Origin of the sequence: Sorangium sp. So ce385, from assembly GCF_051474135.1 — a bacterium.
Classification (GTDB): Bacteria; Myxococcota_A; Polyangia; order Polyangiales; family Polyangiaceae; genus Sorangium; species Sorangium cellulosum_D.
This window is the reverse complement of the sequence record NZ_CP150337.1, coordinates 13,875,320-13,890,925: the sequence shown is the minus strand read 5'-3', so window position 1 is coordinate 13,890,925 and position 15,606 is coordinate 13,875,320. Positions and strand designations below refer to the sequence as shown.

9 protein-coding genes and 1 other RNA gene are annotated in these 15,606 nt (G+C 74.4%); 5 read left to right on the top strand and 5 right to left on the bottom strand.

Annotation, left to right across the window (positions count from 1 at the left end; genetic code table 11):
- The first annotated feature begins 72 nt into the window (after positions 1-72).
- The 3 genes from dnaK (at position 73) to WME83_RS50895 (ending at position 4,935) form a co-directional block, all read left to right on the top strand.
- Positions 73-1,992: a molecular chaperone DnaK gene (gene dnaK / locus WME83_RS50905; RefSeq protein ID WP_437316942.1), complete on the top strand. Its 1,920-nt coding sequence runs from the start codon at positions 73-75 to the stop codon at positions 1,990-1,992.
- Positions 1,993-2,248: 256 nt separating this feature from the next.
- On the top strand, positions 2,249-4,273 hold the full coding sequence (locus WME83_RS50900) for a hypothetical protein (protein WP_437316941.1): 2,025 nt from the start codon (positions 2,249-2,251) through the stop codon (positions 4,271-4,273).
- Between the two features lie 236 nt (positions 4,274-4,509).
- Positions 4,510-4,935: a TraR/DksA family transcriptional regulator gene (locus WME83_RS50895; RefSeq protein WP_020742079.1), complete on the top strand. Its 426-nt coding sequence runs from the start codon at positions 4,510-4,512 to the stop codon at positions 4,933-4,935.
- A 55-nt stretch (positions 4,936-4,990) separates the two neighbouring features.
- Here WME83_RS50895 and WME83_RS50890 read toward each other — a convergent pair whose 3' ends face one another.
- Both WME83_RS50890 and def read right to left on the bottom strand, forming a co-directional pair.
- Complete coding sequence (locus tag WME83_RS50890) at positions 4,991-6,583, bottom strand: bifunctional metallophosphatase/5'-nucleotidase (RefSeq protein ID WP_437316940.1); 1,593 nt, start codon at positions 6,581-6,583, stop codon at positions 4,991-4,993.
- A 27-nt stretch (positions 6,584-6,610) separates the two neighbouring features.
- Positions 6,611-7,186 carry a peptide deformylase gene (gene def / locus WME83_RS50885; RefSeq protein ID WP_437316939.1) on the bottom strand — a complete coding sequence of 192 codons (576 nt, stop codon included), beginning with the start codon at positions 7,184-7,186 and terminating at the stop codon, positions 6,611-6,613.
- A gap of 104 nt (positions 7,187-7,290) precedes the next feature.
- Between def and WME83_RS50880 the strand changes: the two genes are divergently transcribed.
- On the top strand, positions 7,291-8,214 hold the full coding sequence (locus WME83_RS50880; RefSeq protein ID WP_437316938.1) for a hypothetical protein: 924 nt from the start codon (positions 7,291-7,293) through the stop codon (positions 8,212-8,214).
- 90 nt (positions 8,215-8,304) lie between these two features.
- Here the strand turns inward: WME83_RS50880 and WME83_RS50875 are convergent, their stop codons facing one another.
- Positions 8,305-9,093 carry a hypothetical protein gene (locus tag WME83_RS50875; protein ID WP_437316937.1) on the bottom strand — a complete coding sequence of 263 codons (789 nt, stop codon included), beginning with the start codon at positions 9,091-9,093 and terminating at the stop codon, positions 8,305-8,307.
- Between the two features lie 304 nt (positions 9,094-9,397).
- Between WME83_RS50875 and ffs the strand changes: the two genes are divergently transcribed.
- An RNA gene (gene ffs, locus WME83_RS50870) (signal recognition particle sRNA small type) lies at positions 9,398-9,487 on the top strand.
- An 88-nt stretch (positions 9,488-9,575) separates the two neighbouring features.
- On the opposite strand, the gene WME83_RS50865 is transcribed toward ffs, so the two are convergent.
- Entirely contained in the window at positions 9,576-11,048 is a 1,473-nt protein-coding gene (locus tag WME83_RS50865; RefSeq protein ID WP_437316936.1) for a hypothetical protein, read from the bottom strand.
- A 56-nt stretch (positions 11,049-11,104) separates the two neighbouring features.
- Positions 11,105-15,427 carry a protein kinase domain-containing protein gene (locus tag WME83_RS50860; protein WP_437316935.1) on the bottom strand — a complete coding sequence of 1,441 codons (4,323 nt, stop codon included), beginning with the start codon at positions 15,425-15,427 and terminating at the stop codon, positions 11,105-11,107.
- Between the last annotated feature and the right edge of the window lie 179 nt (positions 15,428-15,606).

The following is a 15,606-nucleotide window of genomic DNA, read 5'->3' as shown; positions in this document are numbered from 1 at the left end:
CCGGTCGGGTCTTCTCGCCCCCCCGGCGGCGACCAAGCCGTCGCGCAAACATTCCTCGGAGGGTTCAACGTCATGGGCAAGATCATCGGCATCGATCTCGGCACGACCAACAGCGTCGTCGCGGTGATGGAGGGCAAGGAGCCCAAGGTCATCGTGAATGAGGAGGGCTCGCGCCTCACGCCGTCCGTCGTGGCCTGGGACGACAAGGGCGAGGTGCTCGTCGGGCAGATCGCCAAGCGCCAGGCGGTCACGAACCCCACCAACACCATCTACTCCGCCAAGCGCTTCATGGGTCGCCGCGCCGAGGAGGTGCAGGACGAGACGAAGCGCGTCCCGTACAAGGTCAGCAAGGGCAAGAACGGCGACGCCTCGATCGAGGTGCGCGGCAAGCAGATGTCGCCCCCCGAGGTCTCGGCGAAGGTCCTGCAGAAGCTGAAGAAGGCCGCGGAGGACTACCTCGGCGAGAAGGTGACCGAGGCCGTCATCACCGTGCCCGCGTACTTCAACGACTCGCAGCGGCAGGCCACGAAGGACGCCGGCCGCATCGCCGGCCTCGAGGTGAAGCGCATCGTCAACGAGCCCACGGCGGCCGCGCTCGCGTACGGGCTCGACAAGAAGAACGAGCAGGTCATCGCCGTCTACGACTTCGGCGGCGGCACGTTCGACATCTCGATCCTCGAGGTCGGCGACAACGTCGTGCAGGTCATCTCGACCAACGGCGACACCCACCTCGGCGGCGACGACGTCGACCACCTCGTCATGGACTGGCTCGCGGCCGAGTTCAAGAAGGACACGGGCATCGACGTCTCGAACGACAAGATGGTCGTACAGCGGCTCAAGGACGCCGCGGAGCAGGCGAAGATCGAGCTGTCGAACGTGCAGGAGACGACGATCAACCTGCCGTTCCTCACCGCGGACGCCTCGGGGCCGAAGCACCTCCAGAAGCAGCTCACCCGGGCGAAGCTCGAGCAGATGATCCGGCCGCTCATCGAGCGCACGCTCGAGCCGACCCGCAAGGCGCTCGCGGACGCGAAGAAGACGCCGCAGCAGATCGACGAGATCGTCCTGGTCGGCGGCTCGACCCGCATCCCGCTGGTCCAGGAGACGGTCAAGAAGTTCTTCGGCAAGGAGCCGCACAAGGGCGTCAACCCGGACGAGGTCGTGGCCGTCGGCGCCGCGGTCCAGGCGGGCGTGCTCTCGGGCGACGTGAAGGACCTCGTGCTGCTCGACGTCACCCCGCTCTCGCTCGGCGTCGAGACGCTCGGCGGCGTGATGACCGTGATGATCGCGAGGAACACGACGATCCCGACGCAGAAGAAGGAGATCTTCTCGACCGCGACCGACAGCCAGCCGAGCGTCGAGGTCCACGTCCTCCAGGGCGAGCGCACCGAGGCCCGCTACAACCGGACCCTGGGCCGCTTCCACCTGGAAGGCATCATGCCGGCGCCCCGCGGCGTGCCGAAGATCGAGGTGACCTTCGACATCGACGCGAACGGCATCCTGTCGGTGCACGCCAAGGACACCGCCACCGGCAAGGATCAGCGGATCACGATCACGGCGTCGGGCGGCCTGAAGGAGGACGAGATCAACCGGATGGTCAGCGAGGCGGCGGCGCACGAGGCCGAGGACAAGCGGCGCCGCGAGGAGATCGAGCGGCGCAACAAGCTCGACAACCTCTGCTACACGCTGGAGAAGACCATCAGCGAGAACAAGGAGAAGCTGCCGGAGAGCGACGTCTCGGCGCTGAACGGGATCATCGCCGAGAGCCGGTCGGCCATCGAGAAGCAGGACGACGCGGCCGTGACCGCGGCGCTGGAGCGGCTCGAGAAGGAGGCGCACCGCATCGCGAGCGTCATGTACGAGAAGGCCGGCCCGCCGCAGGACGGCGGAGGCGCCGCGCCCGGCGCCGCGGGCGGCCAGCCGCCGCCCCCCGCCGGCGGCGGCAAGGGGAAGGACTCGGTCATCGACGCGGAGTTCGAGGAGTCGAACTGACGGCCGCGGGGTGAGCGGTCCTCGGCCGGTTACGCCGGCGCAACCGGCGTAACCGACGCGGCTCACGCGACCGGCGTCCCCGATGGTACTGGCGCGACCGGCACAACGGTGAACGAGCAACGAGCGCGGCTTCGTCCGCGCTCGTTTGCATTTGCGGCCGCGCCTCACCCTCCGGGGCGGCGCGGACCGCCCTCTCCCCCGCGGTGCGCGCCTTGGGCGTCGACTCGGATGTCCGGGGGCCGTATAACCGGCGCTCATGCGAACTCTCCTGCCGCTCGCCACCCTGGTCCTGATGGCCGGTCCCGTCGCCTGCGGGCCGGCCCCCACGCCTGCCGCGCCGACAGGAGCACAAGGCGAGGTCAAGGCCGGGCCCTCCCAGCCCGCGAGCCCCGCGTTCGATCTCTCCCCGGTCGCCGAGCCCGCCGACATCGTGGGCGTGCTCCGCTGGAGCAACCCGGCGGCCACGCTGTCGAGCGTCGCCGCCTGCGCCGGGATGCCGCCGGCGCTCGCCGAGGCGGGCGCGCAGGGGCTCTCCGCGGGCGTCCTGAGCGAGCTCGTGAGCCCCTCGATCGACGCCAACCAGCTCGCCGCGGTGGTCGCGCTCGACGCGCCGGTCCACCTCGTCGTCGCGCTCGACGACAGCTCGAAGCGGGGCAACCCGGTCGCGGCCGTGTCGCTCGGGCTCACGTCGCTGGAGCGGGCCAGGGGCGCGCTCGAGGCCGGCGCCACCCTGACCGAGGTGAAGCCGGGCCTGTGGAAGATCGGCGGCAAGGAGCCCGCGTCGTCGAGCTGCTTCCTCGCCGCGTCCGCGGGCTCGACGCCGGCGCGGCTCCTCTGCGGCGATCGAGACCGGGACGTGACGACGCTCGGGCCGTACCTCGCGCGCACGCTGCCGACGCTCGCGCCCGAGGCGCGCGACCTCCACGGCGAGGTCCGCTTCGTCCCGCTCAGCACGAAGTACGGCGACATGGCCAAGCAGCAGCTCGGCGGGCTCCCGATCCTCGCGCAGAGCCAGCTCTCGATCGGGCAGCCCCAGTTCGACCGGGCGCTCACCGACGCGACCACCGCCGTCCAGGCGGAGCTCGAGGCGCTGATCAACGACGCGAGCAGGGCGGTCGTCGACCTCAAGGTCGACAACCAGACCTGCGTGAACCTCACGGCGGCCCTGGAGCTGCGGGGCCAGTCGTCGTGGCTCGCGAAGACGATGGCCGACGGCGCGAGCCGCGCCGCGCCCCCGCCGGCGCTCTACTGGCGCGTGCCGAAGGACAGCCACGGCGCCTTCTTCGACCACGGCTACGACCCGGCGCACTACACCGGCATCCTGAATACGCTGCGCGAGATGCTCGAGGGGTGGCTCGAGAAGGAGAAGATCGGCAAGCCCGCCGATCGCAAGGCGCTCGCCGACGTCCTGTCGCTGCCGATCAACCGGACGCCCAGCGTGTCCGCGCACGGGTACGTCGACGCGCCGCCCGCCGCCGCGAAGACCGGCAAGCCGTCGCCGAACGAGCTCCTCGACGGCATGATGGGCGGCTTCGTCGGCTGGAACCTGTTCGGGTTCGAGGAGGCGCCGGACGCGCTCATCAAGTACCTGAAGAACGCCGTCACCGCCTACAACACGCCCGCGCTGCGCAAGCGGCTCCCCGAGCTCGACATCGATCCGAAGGACCTGCCGACGGTCAAGACGGTGCAGGCGCCGAAGGAGCTCGGGAAGGCGTCGCTCGCCGTCGAGATCCAGATCGCGAGCGAGCTGCCGTCGCCCGACGCCGACGCGGCGCAGGCCCCCGGCGGCAAGGCCAAGCCGAAGCCCAAGGTCACGGTGACGCTGCACCTCCTCCTCATGGGCGACGAGAAGACGACGTGGATCGCGTTCGGGCACGACAAGCGCGAGCTGCTGAGGCGGCTCGCCATGGTGAAAGCGGGCGCCCCCGACACCGACACGCTCGCGTCGCGTCCGGGGCTCGAGAAGCTGAAGGCCGGGAAGTTCGTCTCGGGTGGATTCTCGACGCTCGCCCCGATCACCCGCACGCTGCAGAGCGTCCTCACGACCCTGGACAGCCCCGGCGCGGCGCCGATGGCGCTGCCGCCGGAGGCGCGGCGGTTCGGCGAGGCGCTGGCGAAGCTCCCCCACAAGGGCGAAGGGCTGATGTTCATCACGACGCAGGATCAGGGCGGCGCCGCGCCGCGCGCCGAGATCGCCATCAACGTGTCGAAGCCCGTGCTCGAGGACATCGGCGCCCTCCTCGCGGCGGGGCTCCAGCTGGCCGGCATCACGAAGCCATAAGCCCGCGGATGCGCTATCACAGCCAGGAGCCCAGCGTGGCCGCTCCTGCTCGGTCGTGTCCTCCGGAGGACGCACGCGGCGCGTGCGCCCTCCGCCCACGTTCAAGACCGGTATGCGAATTGCCCAGCGCCCTGAAGAGATGAGAGGAAACCATGAACAACCGTGAAGGTGCGAATCGCGACGGAACGAGCCCGGCGCGACCGGAGACGTCCGGGAACGCCACGACGGCAGCCCCCATGCCGAGGCCGCCCGTGCGCCGCGCGGCGCCCGATACGGACGACTCCGATCTGCCCGAGCTGACGCCGGAGCAGCTGAGCGAGCTCAGGCAGGCGCTCGAGGAGCGCCGGGCGAGCCTCGTCGCCAACATCGACGAGCGGCAGCACGCAGAGCGCGACGTCTCGCGGGAGGTCGGCGACGAGATGGACGAGGCGAACGCCGAAGGCGCAACCTCGCTGACGTCGAAGCTCCTGGAGCGCGATGTCCGGGTGCTCGCCGAGATCGATCGCGCGCTCGCCAAGATGAAGGAAGGGACCTACGGGATGTGCGAGGGCACCGGCGAGCCCATCGGCTACCGCCGCCTCAAGCTGCGCCCGTGGGCGCGCTACAGCGTCGCCTACCAGGAGCAGATCGAGCGCGAGGAGCGGACCGGCGGCGGCTCCTGAGCCCGACCGCCAGCGCGCTGCACGCCCCGCGCCGAGCGCGGGCGTGCAGCCGGCGCTAGCGGAAGCGCGCGTCCAGCGGGGCGCTCGAGCTCGTGCCGAGCGCCTTGGTCCACGCGATCACCGGCGCGCGCCAGTCGAGCCCGGTCCATTGCGGGGATGGGTCCTGCGCCTGGAAGCGAAAGCCGTCCCCACCGTAGTAGAGGAAATCGATCGTCGCGACGGTGTAGCGGCGGTTTTCGTCCAAGAGGCGCCCGTCGTGCAGGACATAACGACCGCCGTCCGAAGGCGATAGGCCGACGAGCACCGCGTCGCGGTGGCGGAGCGTCTCGAGGATGTCGCTGCCCCGCAGCGAGCAGATGACGAGCTTGTTGTCGAACGGGAGGACGGAGAACACCGTCGCTTTCGTGATGGGCCCCCTGGGGACGGCCTGCCGGATGCCGTCCTTGTTGAGGATCGCGATGTCGACCCCGAGCTGCTCGCGCCACGACCCCGCGATCCAGCGCTGGATCTCGGCGGAGTCGCGCTCCATGCCGTCGCTCGAATACCCGATCTGCTCGCCGAGCGCCGCCTCCAGCTCGCGCTGCCAGCCTGCGGCGGCCCTGGCGAGCGCCTCGTCCGGCGGGGCCGCGGGCGCGCCCTCCGGGTGGGCCACGTCGACCACCTCCGCGGCGACCGACACCACGCGCTCTTGGAGCGGACGGCGGGGGTCGATCTCGAGGGCGACGCGGGCGTAGCTGCGCAGCCGCCAGCCGGGGTTGACGAGCGGGACGCCGCCGACGCGCAGCTCGGCCTTCTTGTGGCAGTGCCCCGCGCCGACGAAGGACAGGCGCCACTCGGGGTGACGCGCGAGGATCGGCGCGAGCACGTCCTGGCACTGGTGCGCGACGAGCACGAGCGCGTCGGGCGCGGCGCGCCACGCCTCGGGGATGGCGCGCGAGAGCGCCGCCTCCTCGCCCTCGAAATCGATTCCCTCGAAGCGGCTCGCCGTCGCGGCCTCGCGGGTGCGCGAGGTCGAGAGGCCGACGACGCCGATGCGCAGCCCGCGCCGCTCGAACACGGCGAAGGAAGGCAACGCGAAGGCGGAGAGCGCCGGATCGGTCACGCGCAGGTTCGCGGCCAGGTAGGTGGCGCGAGACCGTGTCCGGTTCTGAAGAAAGGCGTCCCTGCCGAAATCGAACTCGTGATTTCCGAAGGCCGACGCGGCGTAGCCCATCCGCGCCATCGCGTCGGCCATCGGCGCGCCCATGAAATAGGAAGAGATCGCCGGGCCGGTCCAGTTGTCGCCGCCGGAGAGCGCGAGCGTCGACGGGTCCTTGCAGGCCGGCGAAGGCGGGAGATCGGGCGGAGCCCCGGGCAAAGGGCCCGCGCAATGGCCCTCCCGCGAGCGCCACACGGCCAGCACCTCGGCCGCGCCGCCGAGGACCCTGCCCCCCTCGGCGGTGGGCAGGAGCCACCCGTGCTCGTCGGTCGTGTAGAGGAGGGTGACCGCCGCCGGCGCGCGCTCGGCCGGAGGCGGCGCCTTCGCGGCCGTCGCCGCCTCCCTGGGCTCGCACGCGGAGAGGGGCAGCAGCGCCAGCGCGCCGAGCGAGAGCGCGGCGATCGCGCGCGCGGCGCGGTGCCGTCGCGCAGGCTCCGCGCTCAGGGGCATCGCGCAGGCTCCGCGCGGCGAGGCACCTCAGCCGCCCATCCGCTGGATGAACGGGACGATGCGCTCGACGAAGGGCTGCTTGTGGTAGCGGTCGAACTCCGCCCACGTGCAGAGCGTGCGGGGATCCTTCACGCGGTCGACGAAGAGCACGCCGTCGACGTGGTCCTTCTCGTGCTGGAAGGTGCCCGCCGACAGCCCGCGCACGACGCGGTCGATCGGCTTGCCGTCGCGATCCAGGCCGGTCAGGCGGATCTCGGTAGTGCGATCGACGACGCCCCTCAGGTTCGGGACGCTCAGGCACCCCTCGTAGTTCTCGAACGTCTCCTGCGTGAGCGGCTCGATCACGGGGTTGACCACGATCGTGAGCGGGATGTTGGGCTTGTACGGGTACCGTGGGTTGTCCTGCACCTCGACCGCGAAGATGCGCAGCGGCGCGTGGACCTGAGGGGCGGCGATGCCCGCGCCGTTCGCGTCGCGCATCGTCTCGACCAGGTCGTCGATGAACGCCTGCATGGCGGGAGAGGAGAGCTCTTCCGGCGTGACCTCGCGCGCTCGCTGCCTGAGGACGGGGTTGCCGATGTGGGCGATTTTCAGGAGCGTCACGCGCCGATCGTACCATACGGGCGCGCCGCCGCCCCCGTCCCGCGGGGCCGCGCTCGCGCGCGCGGCCATGCGGCGCGCCGGAGCGTCAGCTATGGAGAGGGGCCATGCACGACTTCCCCGAAGAGCCCCACGTCCCCGCGCAGCAGCAGGCGACCGCCGTGATGCACCTCCGCTTCGAAGACGTCAGCCAGAACGGACGGGTGATGCTGGACGCGCTGCCGCACGGCCTCGGGCCCGCGGTCTGGGTGAAGCTCCTGCGGGCGAGCCCCGTCGAGGCGCTGATGACCACGCAGGGGATCATCCCGATCCTCACCCGCCTCATCATCGAGGGCGGCGACGGCCCGATCGCGGCGCGCGAGCCGCTGGAACTCAAGGGCAGCTACCAGCTCGCGCGCACGGAGGACGCCGCGTCGGAGGTGAACCGGCTGATCCTGGCCATGTGGCTCTCGGCCAGCGCGCGCCGCAGCCGGACCTACGGCCCACCGCCGCCCGGCGCCGGCGAGCCGATCCAGGTCGGCCGGGTGTTCGCGGAGCACGTGTTCACGCGGCCCTTCGCCGAGCCCGGCGCGCGCAAGGTGCTGCGCTTCGACGCGCCGGACCTGCCGCCGGTCCCGCCGGAGCGCTACGCCTGGCGCTCGCCGGAGGCGCTGATGGGGCTGCCGGCGGGCGCGGAGCCGTTCGACCCGGAGCCGACGCTGGATCCGACCCCGATCGCGTTCGGCCTGGATCACACGGACGGGAACCAGCACGTGAACTCGCTCGTGTACCCGCGGCTCTTCGCGGAGGCGGCGCTCCGGCGGCTCGCGCAGCACGGGCACGGCACGGCGGTGCTCGCCCGCAGGGTGGAGGTCGCCTACCGCAAGCCGTGCTTCGCGGGCGCGCGCGCGAGGATCGTGCTGCGCACGTTCGCGATCGACGGCGCGCTCGGCGCGCTCGGCGCGTTCGTGCCGGACCCGCCGCACGGCGCCGAGAGCGCCGCCCCCGAGGCGCGCGCGTACTGCTACATCCGCACGCTGTTCCAGGGCTGAGCGGGCCCTCGGGCGAGCGTGCCGCCGCCGGAGAGCGCGGCGGCGCGGGCCGGCCGGCGGCGCGCGGCCCACGCGCGACGGCCGGGCGCGCTACGCGCTCGCCGCGCGCGGGAGGCCGGCGCGGTCGGCGATCTCGTCGTGGAAGGCGCGGAACGTCGACTCCTGCGGCCACGAAGGCGCGTTGGCAAGGAGCTCCCCGACGCGGGTGAGCTCGCCCTCGTCGATGGCGATGACGGCCGCGGCGTAGCGCATGGCCCAGAAGACGAGCGGGCTGACCTCGCTCGCGCGCTCCAGGAGCGCGCGGTCGCCCGGCACGCTCGTGTGCGCGAAGGCGCGGGCGAGCGCGCCGGCAGCCGCCCGCAAGGTGACCACCCGGTCGCGGAAAGGAGAGCTGACGTTCGGGAGCGGGAGGCGCTCCAGGCGACCGGCGCGCTCGAGGGCCGCGTCGCGATCGCCCTCGAACGTGTAGAGGAGCGTGTCCAGGAAGAGCCGGTGCTCGAGCGCCGCGTCCCACGCCGGCCCCCGCTCGGCCGCCGCCATGGCGGCCCGCGCCTTCTCGACCCAGCCGTAGGCGGCGAACGCCGTCGCCGTCATGAGCGGCGCCATCGTGGCGGGGTGCGGGATGCGGTGCAGCGTCGGCGACCAGCGCTGCAGCACCGAGCGCACGTCGCCCGAGCGGAGCAGCCGGCGCAGCTTGCGGCGAGCGAGCCAGCGGGCCGCGGCGAACGCGAGGACCAGGCCGAGCACCGCCGCCATGATCACCGGCTGCTGCCAGGCGAACCGGAGCGCAGCCGCGGCCAGCGCTGCGGAGCCGGTGAAGAGCAGCACCGGAATCAGCCGGCTGCTCCGCCCCTCGTCCTCGGAATCGAACGGATCCACGACACTTCCAAGCGTACGGGGCTTCCCGAACGAGGCAAGTCCCGGGCGACGCGCGCTCCGGCGCCACTCCACCCACCCCGCCACCCCGCGCGCGGGCGCCCCACCCCGCGCGCGGGCGCCGAATTGCGCTCCGACTGCAGCCGGATGGCCCGCGGCGGGAGAGCGCGGGGAGGCAGACCCTCGAGCGTTCGCCGCGCGGCCGAGCCGCCGTCGCGCTCACGAAGCGCCGCGGCGCGCTTCATGGGGCTCGACACGGCGCAGAGGTTCGACTACGTAGTCCGTGCGTCAGGCGAAAGCCTGGACCTCATGGGTCCGCCGACAGCGCGCCGTGAACCCCGCCAGGCCCGGAAGGGAGCAACGGTAGCGGAAAGCGGGTGTGGCGGGCCCACTTGCTTTTTGTGGGCTCGACGCGCTCCCGCACCCACCTCGGGTGCGCTCGCGGAGCCCGGTGCCAGGTCGCCGCCGCGGGCACGACCGGCCCATCAGGGCGCTTCGAGCGCCGTCGGCGCGATGGGCGCGACGGGCACGGAGAAGAGCGCGTCCGGGCTCGTCGTGATGCGCGGGACATCCGTGCTCCGCAGCGGGCTGACGCCGCCGGCGGCCAGGCGCTGCTGCACGATGCCCGCCTCCTCGTCGCCGCCCTCGAGCGTGATGGCCCCGAGGCGGCTGTCCCGGCCGACGTCGCCGTCGATGAGCATGCTCGCCCGGCGCGACGGGTCGATGGACGGGTTGCTGGACTCGAGCCCGTTGCCGCTGAGGACGAGCCCGTGGATCGCCGCCTGCGCCCGCTCCTGCCAGCTCACGCCGTCGCCCACGACCTCCTGGGCGTGCTCGCCGCTCGCGCTCACCACCGCCGAGTCGGCCAAGGTCCCGGCGATGCGCATGCCGTCGATGATGATGCCGCGCGCTTCGCCGCTCATCCCCAGGCCGATGGCCCTGTTCTTCTCGAGGACGCCCCCGCGGAGCGCGACGGGCTGCTCCGGCGTCGTGTTCTGGATCCAGATCCCGGGCTGGTTGCCGCTCACCTCGAACCCCGCGCCGTCCCCGCCGATGGCCGCGCTCGCGCCGTCGATCAGCAGACCGAAGCCGCTGTTGTCGGCCACCTTGAGGGAGGCCGCCTCGAGGCTCGCGCAGGCGGACACGGAGACGCCGCCGCTCGGATCGAACCCGCTCAGGCCGTTGCCGCTCACCTCGACGCGGGACAGCGAGGCGCGCGCCCCGACGAGCGACACGCCGACCACCTTGTTGTCGCGGAGGACCGCGTCCTCGACCTCGAGGTCCACCGTCGCGTCGCAGTCGCAGCCGCCGGTGCACTGCGCCCACAGCCCCGGCCCCCGCGAGCCGGAGACGACGGACCGCACCACCGAGACGCGGTCGGCGTCGAACACGCTCAGGCCGTAGCGCGCCGAGCCCTCGATCGCCGCGTCGACGAGGTCGAGCGTCGCGCCGAGGCCGACCGTCACGCCGTCGGCCGCGCTCCCGGCGACGCGCACCGCCTCGATCCGCGCCCGCGCGCCGGCCGCGAGCGCGACGCCGCCCTCGCCGACCGTGAGCCCGCGGAGGACGGCGCCATCGCCGGCCGCGAGCGAGACCGCCGCCACGGTCACGGAGCCGGCGCCCCTGCCCAGCAGGCTCACGCCGGGCGGCAGATCGACGGCGCCATACGCGCCGGGGCCGAGCGCGATGCACGCCCCGGGCTCCGCCGCCGCGGCGGCCGGCGAGAGCGCCGCGGGACTCGCGACCTCGATCACCTCGGCGCAATCGGCGGATCCGGCGCAGAAGTCGCCGTCGCAGAGCGCGCCGGCGGGGACGCCGACGCACGCGCCGGAGGCCGTGAGCGCGCCCGGGCACGCGCCCTTCGTCGGTTCAGGGTCCGACGCGCACCCGAGCGCCGCCGGGCCGAGCGCCGCCACGGCGGTCAAAACGAGAGCTGCCTGATTCCAAGCCTTGATCATGACGAACGTCTCCTGCGCGGCACGCCGCGCTGCCTGTCGAGAAAAGGCGCGGCCCCTCAGGAACCCGCGAGCACCGCGCGGCACTCGCGCGCCCGCGCGGCGAGCTCGCCCTCCACGAAATGCGCCGCCAGCGAGGCGGAGAGCTGCGCGACGGCGGCCTCGGCGCGAGGGCGCGTCGCGGCGTCGCGCAGCCCCGCGCGGCAGATCGTCGCGAGGCCGAGCGCCACGTCGGCGAGGTACACGCGCCCGCCGCCCACCTCGGCGAGGCGCAGCGCCGCGCAGCCGGACTCGAGCGCCTCGCCGACGTGGCCGACCGCGAGCAGCGCCGCGGCCAGGTTGCGGTACGCGTCCGGGAGGTCTGCGCCCGCGCCGGCCTGCTCGCCCAGCGTCACCGCGCGCCGCGCGTGCTCGAGCGCGGCGCGCGGGCGCGAGAGCCGGAGCTCGACCTCCGCGAGGTTGTTGTGCCCGGACGCGATCGCCTGGAGATCGCCGAGCCGCTCCTTCAGCGCGAGCGCGCGGGCGAACACCTCGCGGGCGCCGCCGAGGTCGCCCCTCGCGAACAGCGCCGCCGCGACGCCGTTCAGCGCGAAGCTCAGCGCCTGCGGGGACGCGCGATCGTCGACCGCGCGCGCGGCCTGGCGGTAGCAGCGCTCGGCCTGCACCAGCCGTCCGCGCGAGTAGAACACCGTCCCGAGCGCGAGGAGCAGCTGCGACGCGGCCTCGCGGCGGCGGCCGTCGCCGGGCGGCAGCGCCGCGCAGACGCGCAGGCTCCGGAGCGCGACCGCGCGGCAGGCGTCGAGATCGCCGTCGCGCCGGTGGAGCGCCGCGAGCAGGCCGACCATCGGCAGCGCCTCCGGGGCGGCGCCGCCGCGCTCGGCGAGCGCGATCGCCCGCTCGACGAGCGCGCGCGCCTCGGCCGTCGCGCCGCGCACCTTGAGCGCGAGGGCGAGGCGGTAATCGACGCGCGCGTCCCAGAGCAGCGGCGCGCTCGGGTCGCGCGCGGGCGGCGCGGAGGCGCGCCGCTCCACGCGGAGGATCCGCGCCCGCGCCTCGTGGTACGCGCGCTCCGCCTCGTCGAGGCGGCCCGCCCGCCGGAGCGCGTCGCCGGCGTCGAGCAGGAGCCCGGCGCGCTCGTGCCACGCGAACAGCCGGCGCTCGCCCCCCGCCGGCGCGGCCGCCGACGGGCCGCGCGCCTCGGGGCCGCTCGCCTCGGGGCCGCCCTCGGCGCTCGCGTGGATCTCCCGGGCCCGCTCGAAGTGGCGCAGCGCCTCGGCGTTCTGCCCGAGCGACGCCGCGCTCGCCGCGGCGCGGGCGTAGGCGAGCGCGGCGCTCCGCGCGTCGCCGCCGCGGTCGTGGTGCAGCGCCGCGAGCGCCGCCCCGACCTCCCCGAGCCCCCGCGGGGCCGCCGACATGCCGTCGAGCCAGGCCGCGACCGCGCGGTGCATCGCGCGGCGCACCTTGAGGCTGAGCGTGTCGTAGGCGATCTCCTGGGTCGCCGCCTCGGCGAAGACGTACTCGCAGTCCTCGGGGAAGGTCGACGCGTCTCGCGCGCGGATGATCTGCTGATCCCGGAGCCGGCGCAGCACGTCTGCGGTGCTCGAGGCGCCGGCGCCCTGCGGCGCGACGCCGCGGAGGTGGTCGATCGCGCCCTTCCAGAACGTCCTGCCGACCACGGCCGCGTGCGCCAGGACGGCCCGCGCCTCGCCGTCGAGCCGATCGAGCCGCGCCTGGACGACGCCCTGGATCGTCGCCGGCAGCGAGAGCCGGGCGAGCTTCTCCTCGTGCAGGATCCACGGCTCGCCGTCGCGCCGCTCGAGGGCGCCGACGTCGATGAGCAGGTACAGCGTCTCGGTCAGCGTGAGCGGGTTGCCCTCCGCGCGCTCGGCCAGGGCGCGGATGGCCTCCGCGGAGCAGCGCGCGGCGAGGCGCAGGCGATCGCGCGCCATGTCCTCGACGTGCCGCCGCGACAGCGGGCCGAGCTCGAGGCGCGCGTGGCTCGCCTTCCCCTCGCCCCAGTGCGGCCGCCGCTCGTAGAGCTCGGGCCGCGCGGCGCCGACGAGGAGCAGCGGCGCGTCCGAGAGGCGCACGGCGAGGTCGTCGAAGAGGTCGAGGCTGGCGTCGTCCGCCCAGTGGATGTCGTCGAGCAGGACGACCACGGCCCCGCGCGCGGCCACGGCCCGCAGCAGCGCCGCGACGGCCGCGGCCACCCGCTTCTTGACGTCCGCGCCGCCCTCGTCGGGGACGATCGCGGTCGCGGACGCGACCGGCGCCGCGCGGCGCGGGCAGAGCACGGCCGCGACCTCGGCCAGCGCGTCCTCCAGGGCGAGCGGGTGGGGCGCGCCGCCGGCGCCTTCGGCCGCGCCCGCCCCGGAGACGCCGGCCCTGAGCTTGCGCAGGACGACGTCGCGCGCGTCGTCGTCCTGGACGCGGAAGTGGGCGCGCAGGAGCGACGCGGCGAGGTGGTAGCTCGCATCCATCGACAGCGAGGAGCACGCCGCGCCGAGCACGACGCACGGGTTCGCGAGAGGCGGCGCCATCGACCGGATCTCCGACAGGAGGCGGGTGCGCCCGACGCCGCCCGCGCCGATCACGGAGACGAACATCGCGCGCCGCTCGGCGACGACGGTCTCCAGCGCCTCGGAGAGCCGCTGCAGCTCCGCCGCCCGCCCGAAGAAGCGGGTGGCGAGCCCGAGGAAATCGGATCCGGCGATCGATCCGCTCGCGACCTTGAGGACGCGGAAGCTCGGCGCGTCGCCGCCCAGCGGCTCGACCTCGAAGAGGCCGGCGACCTGCCGGAACGTGGGCTGCGCGATCAGCACCGCGCCCGGCGCGGCGGCCTGCTGGAGCTGCGCGGCGGCCCGCAAGGCCTCGCCGGAGGCGTCGACCGGGGCGCTCGACCCGGCCGCGCCGCTCACGAACAGCCTCCCCGTGCTGATGCCCACGCGCAGCCTCGGCCGGCACCCCGGCGGCAGCTCCGCGCCGAGCGACGCCGCGTCGATCGCGGCGAGCTCCAGCCCGGCGCGGACCGCCCGCTCGGCGTCGTTGTCGCTCGCCCGGGGCGCGCCGAACAGCGCGGAGACGGCGCCGCTGCCGCGGCCGTTCACGACGCCGCCGAGGCCCTCGACCCGCGCGCGGACGAGCGCGAAGCAGGCCTCGCGGAGCTCGAGCTCCTGCTCCGGATCGAGCGGCGCGTGCGCGTCGCCGCCGACCACGATCTCCGCCGAGAGCACGGTGCAGACGCGGTACTCGCCCGCCGGCGGCGCGGCCCCCGCGGCGCGCGCCGGCGCCGCGGCGGCCGGGAGCGGCGCTCGCCCCGGCGCGGGCGCGGAGGCGGCGTTCGGCAGCGCGGCCGAAAGCGGATCGAGCGGCCTCGGCGCGGCGCCGCGGCGCGCTTCCGGGACGCGCGCGAGCGCCTCGCCGAGCTCGCGCGCGTCCCGGAAGCGCGCCGCGGGCTCGACCGCGACGGCGCGCTCGATGACCGCCTCGAGCGCCGGGCTCGCCGCGACGCCCAGCCCCGCGAACGACGGCCGCCTGCGCGGGTCGACGGCGGCGAGGTAGAGATCGGCCCAGTCGCTCCCGTCGAGCGGCTGCTTGCCCGAGGCGAGCTGCAGCAGGATGAGCCCCAGCGCGAACACGTCGGTCCAGGGCCCGGTCGCGCCCAGCCTCGGGTCGAACTGCTCCGGGGCGCCGTAGAGCGGGGTGAACGCGTGCAGCGTCCGCGACGCCGCGAGCTCCTGCGTCGTGTCGGTCGCGGCCCCGCCGGGCGCCGGCGCCGCCGAGCGCCTCGTCTCGACGAGCGCCCTCGACAGCGGCATCGACGCGTCGATCACCTTGGCGATGCCGAAGTCGACGACCTTGATCGTCGTCGCGCCGGGCGACCCGACGAGGAACAGGTTCGCCGGCTTGACGTCGCGGTGCGAGACGCGCTCGTCGTGCGCCATCGCGAGCGCCGACACCGCCGGCGCGAGGAGCTCGATCGCCTCGTCGACGGGGTGCGGCCCGCGCCCGGCGGCGCTCCGCGCGTCGATGTGCTGCGCGAGCGTCTCCCCCTCGAGCCACTCCATGACGAGGTACGGCGTCCAGTGGCCCTCCGGCGAGGTCGCCGCGGCGACGTCGAGCGCCTGGACGATGCCCGTCGTCCGGCGCGAGAGCCGGTGCAGCAGCCGCGCCTCGCGCTCGAACGTGTCGAGCAGCGCCCCCCGCTCTTCCAGCGAGAGATTCGCGGGGATCTTCAAGCACTTGACCGCGACCTGCTCCTGGAAGCCGAGGTGCGTCGCCCGGTAGACCACGCCGAACGCCCCCTCCCCGGCCACGGCGTCCACCAGCAGCTTGCCGCCCATGGTGCTGCCCACCCAGCCGAACGGGTCTCCCGCGATCATCCGCGCAAATTCTACCGCCCAGGCCGCCACGCCGGGAGCGCGCCGCCGCCGCGGGGCGACGATCGCCGCCCTGCGCCGCCGCCGGAGGTCGAGCAGGCGAAGCGAGCGCGACAGCGGTCGCCCTGCGCGCGCGTCCATGCTACGCAGCCGCCTGCAAGGCGCGCCCTCGGTCCTGGCCG

What these genes read in the sequence shown, in the direction of transcription:
- dnaK (WP_437316942.1), top strand. Translation starts at nt 73, where the DNA reads ATGGGCAAGATCATCGGCATCGATCTCGGCACGACCAACAGCGTCGTC.
- WME83_RS50865 (WP_437316936.1), bottom strand. Translation starts at nt 11,048, where the DNA reads ATGATCAAGGCTTGGAATCAGGCAGCTCTCGTTTTGACCGCCGTGGCG.
- WME83_RS50880 (WP_437316938.1), top strand. Translation starts at nt 7,291, where the DNA reads ATGCACGACTTCCCCGAAGAGCCCCACGTCCCCGCGCAGCAGCAGGCG.
- WME83_RS50890 (WP_437316940.1), bottom strand. Translation starts at nt 6,583, where the DNA reads ATGCCCCTGAGCGCGGAGCCTGCGCGACGGCACCGCGCCGCGCGCGCG.
- WME83_RS50900 (WP_437316941.1), top strand. Translation starts at nt 2,249, where the DNA reads ATGCGAACTCTCCTGCCGCTCGCCACCCTGGTCCTGATGGCCGGTCCC.
- WME83_RS50860 (WP_437316935.1), bottom strand. Translation starts at nt 15,427, where the DNA reads ATGATCGCGGGAGACCCGTTCGGCTGGGTGGGCAGCACCATGGGCGGC.
- WME83_RS50895 (WP_020742079.1), top strand. Translation starts at nt 4,510, where the DNA reads ATGCCGAGGCCGCCCGTGCGCCGCGCGGCGCCCGATACGGACGACTCC.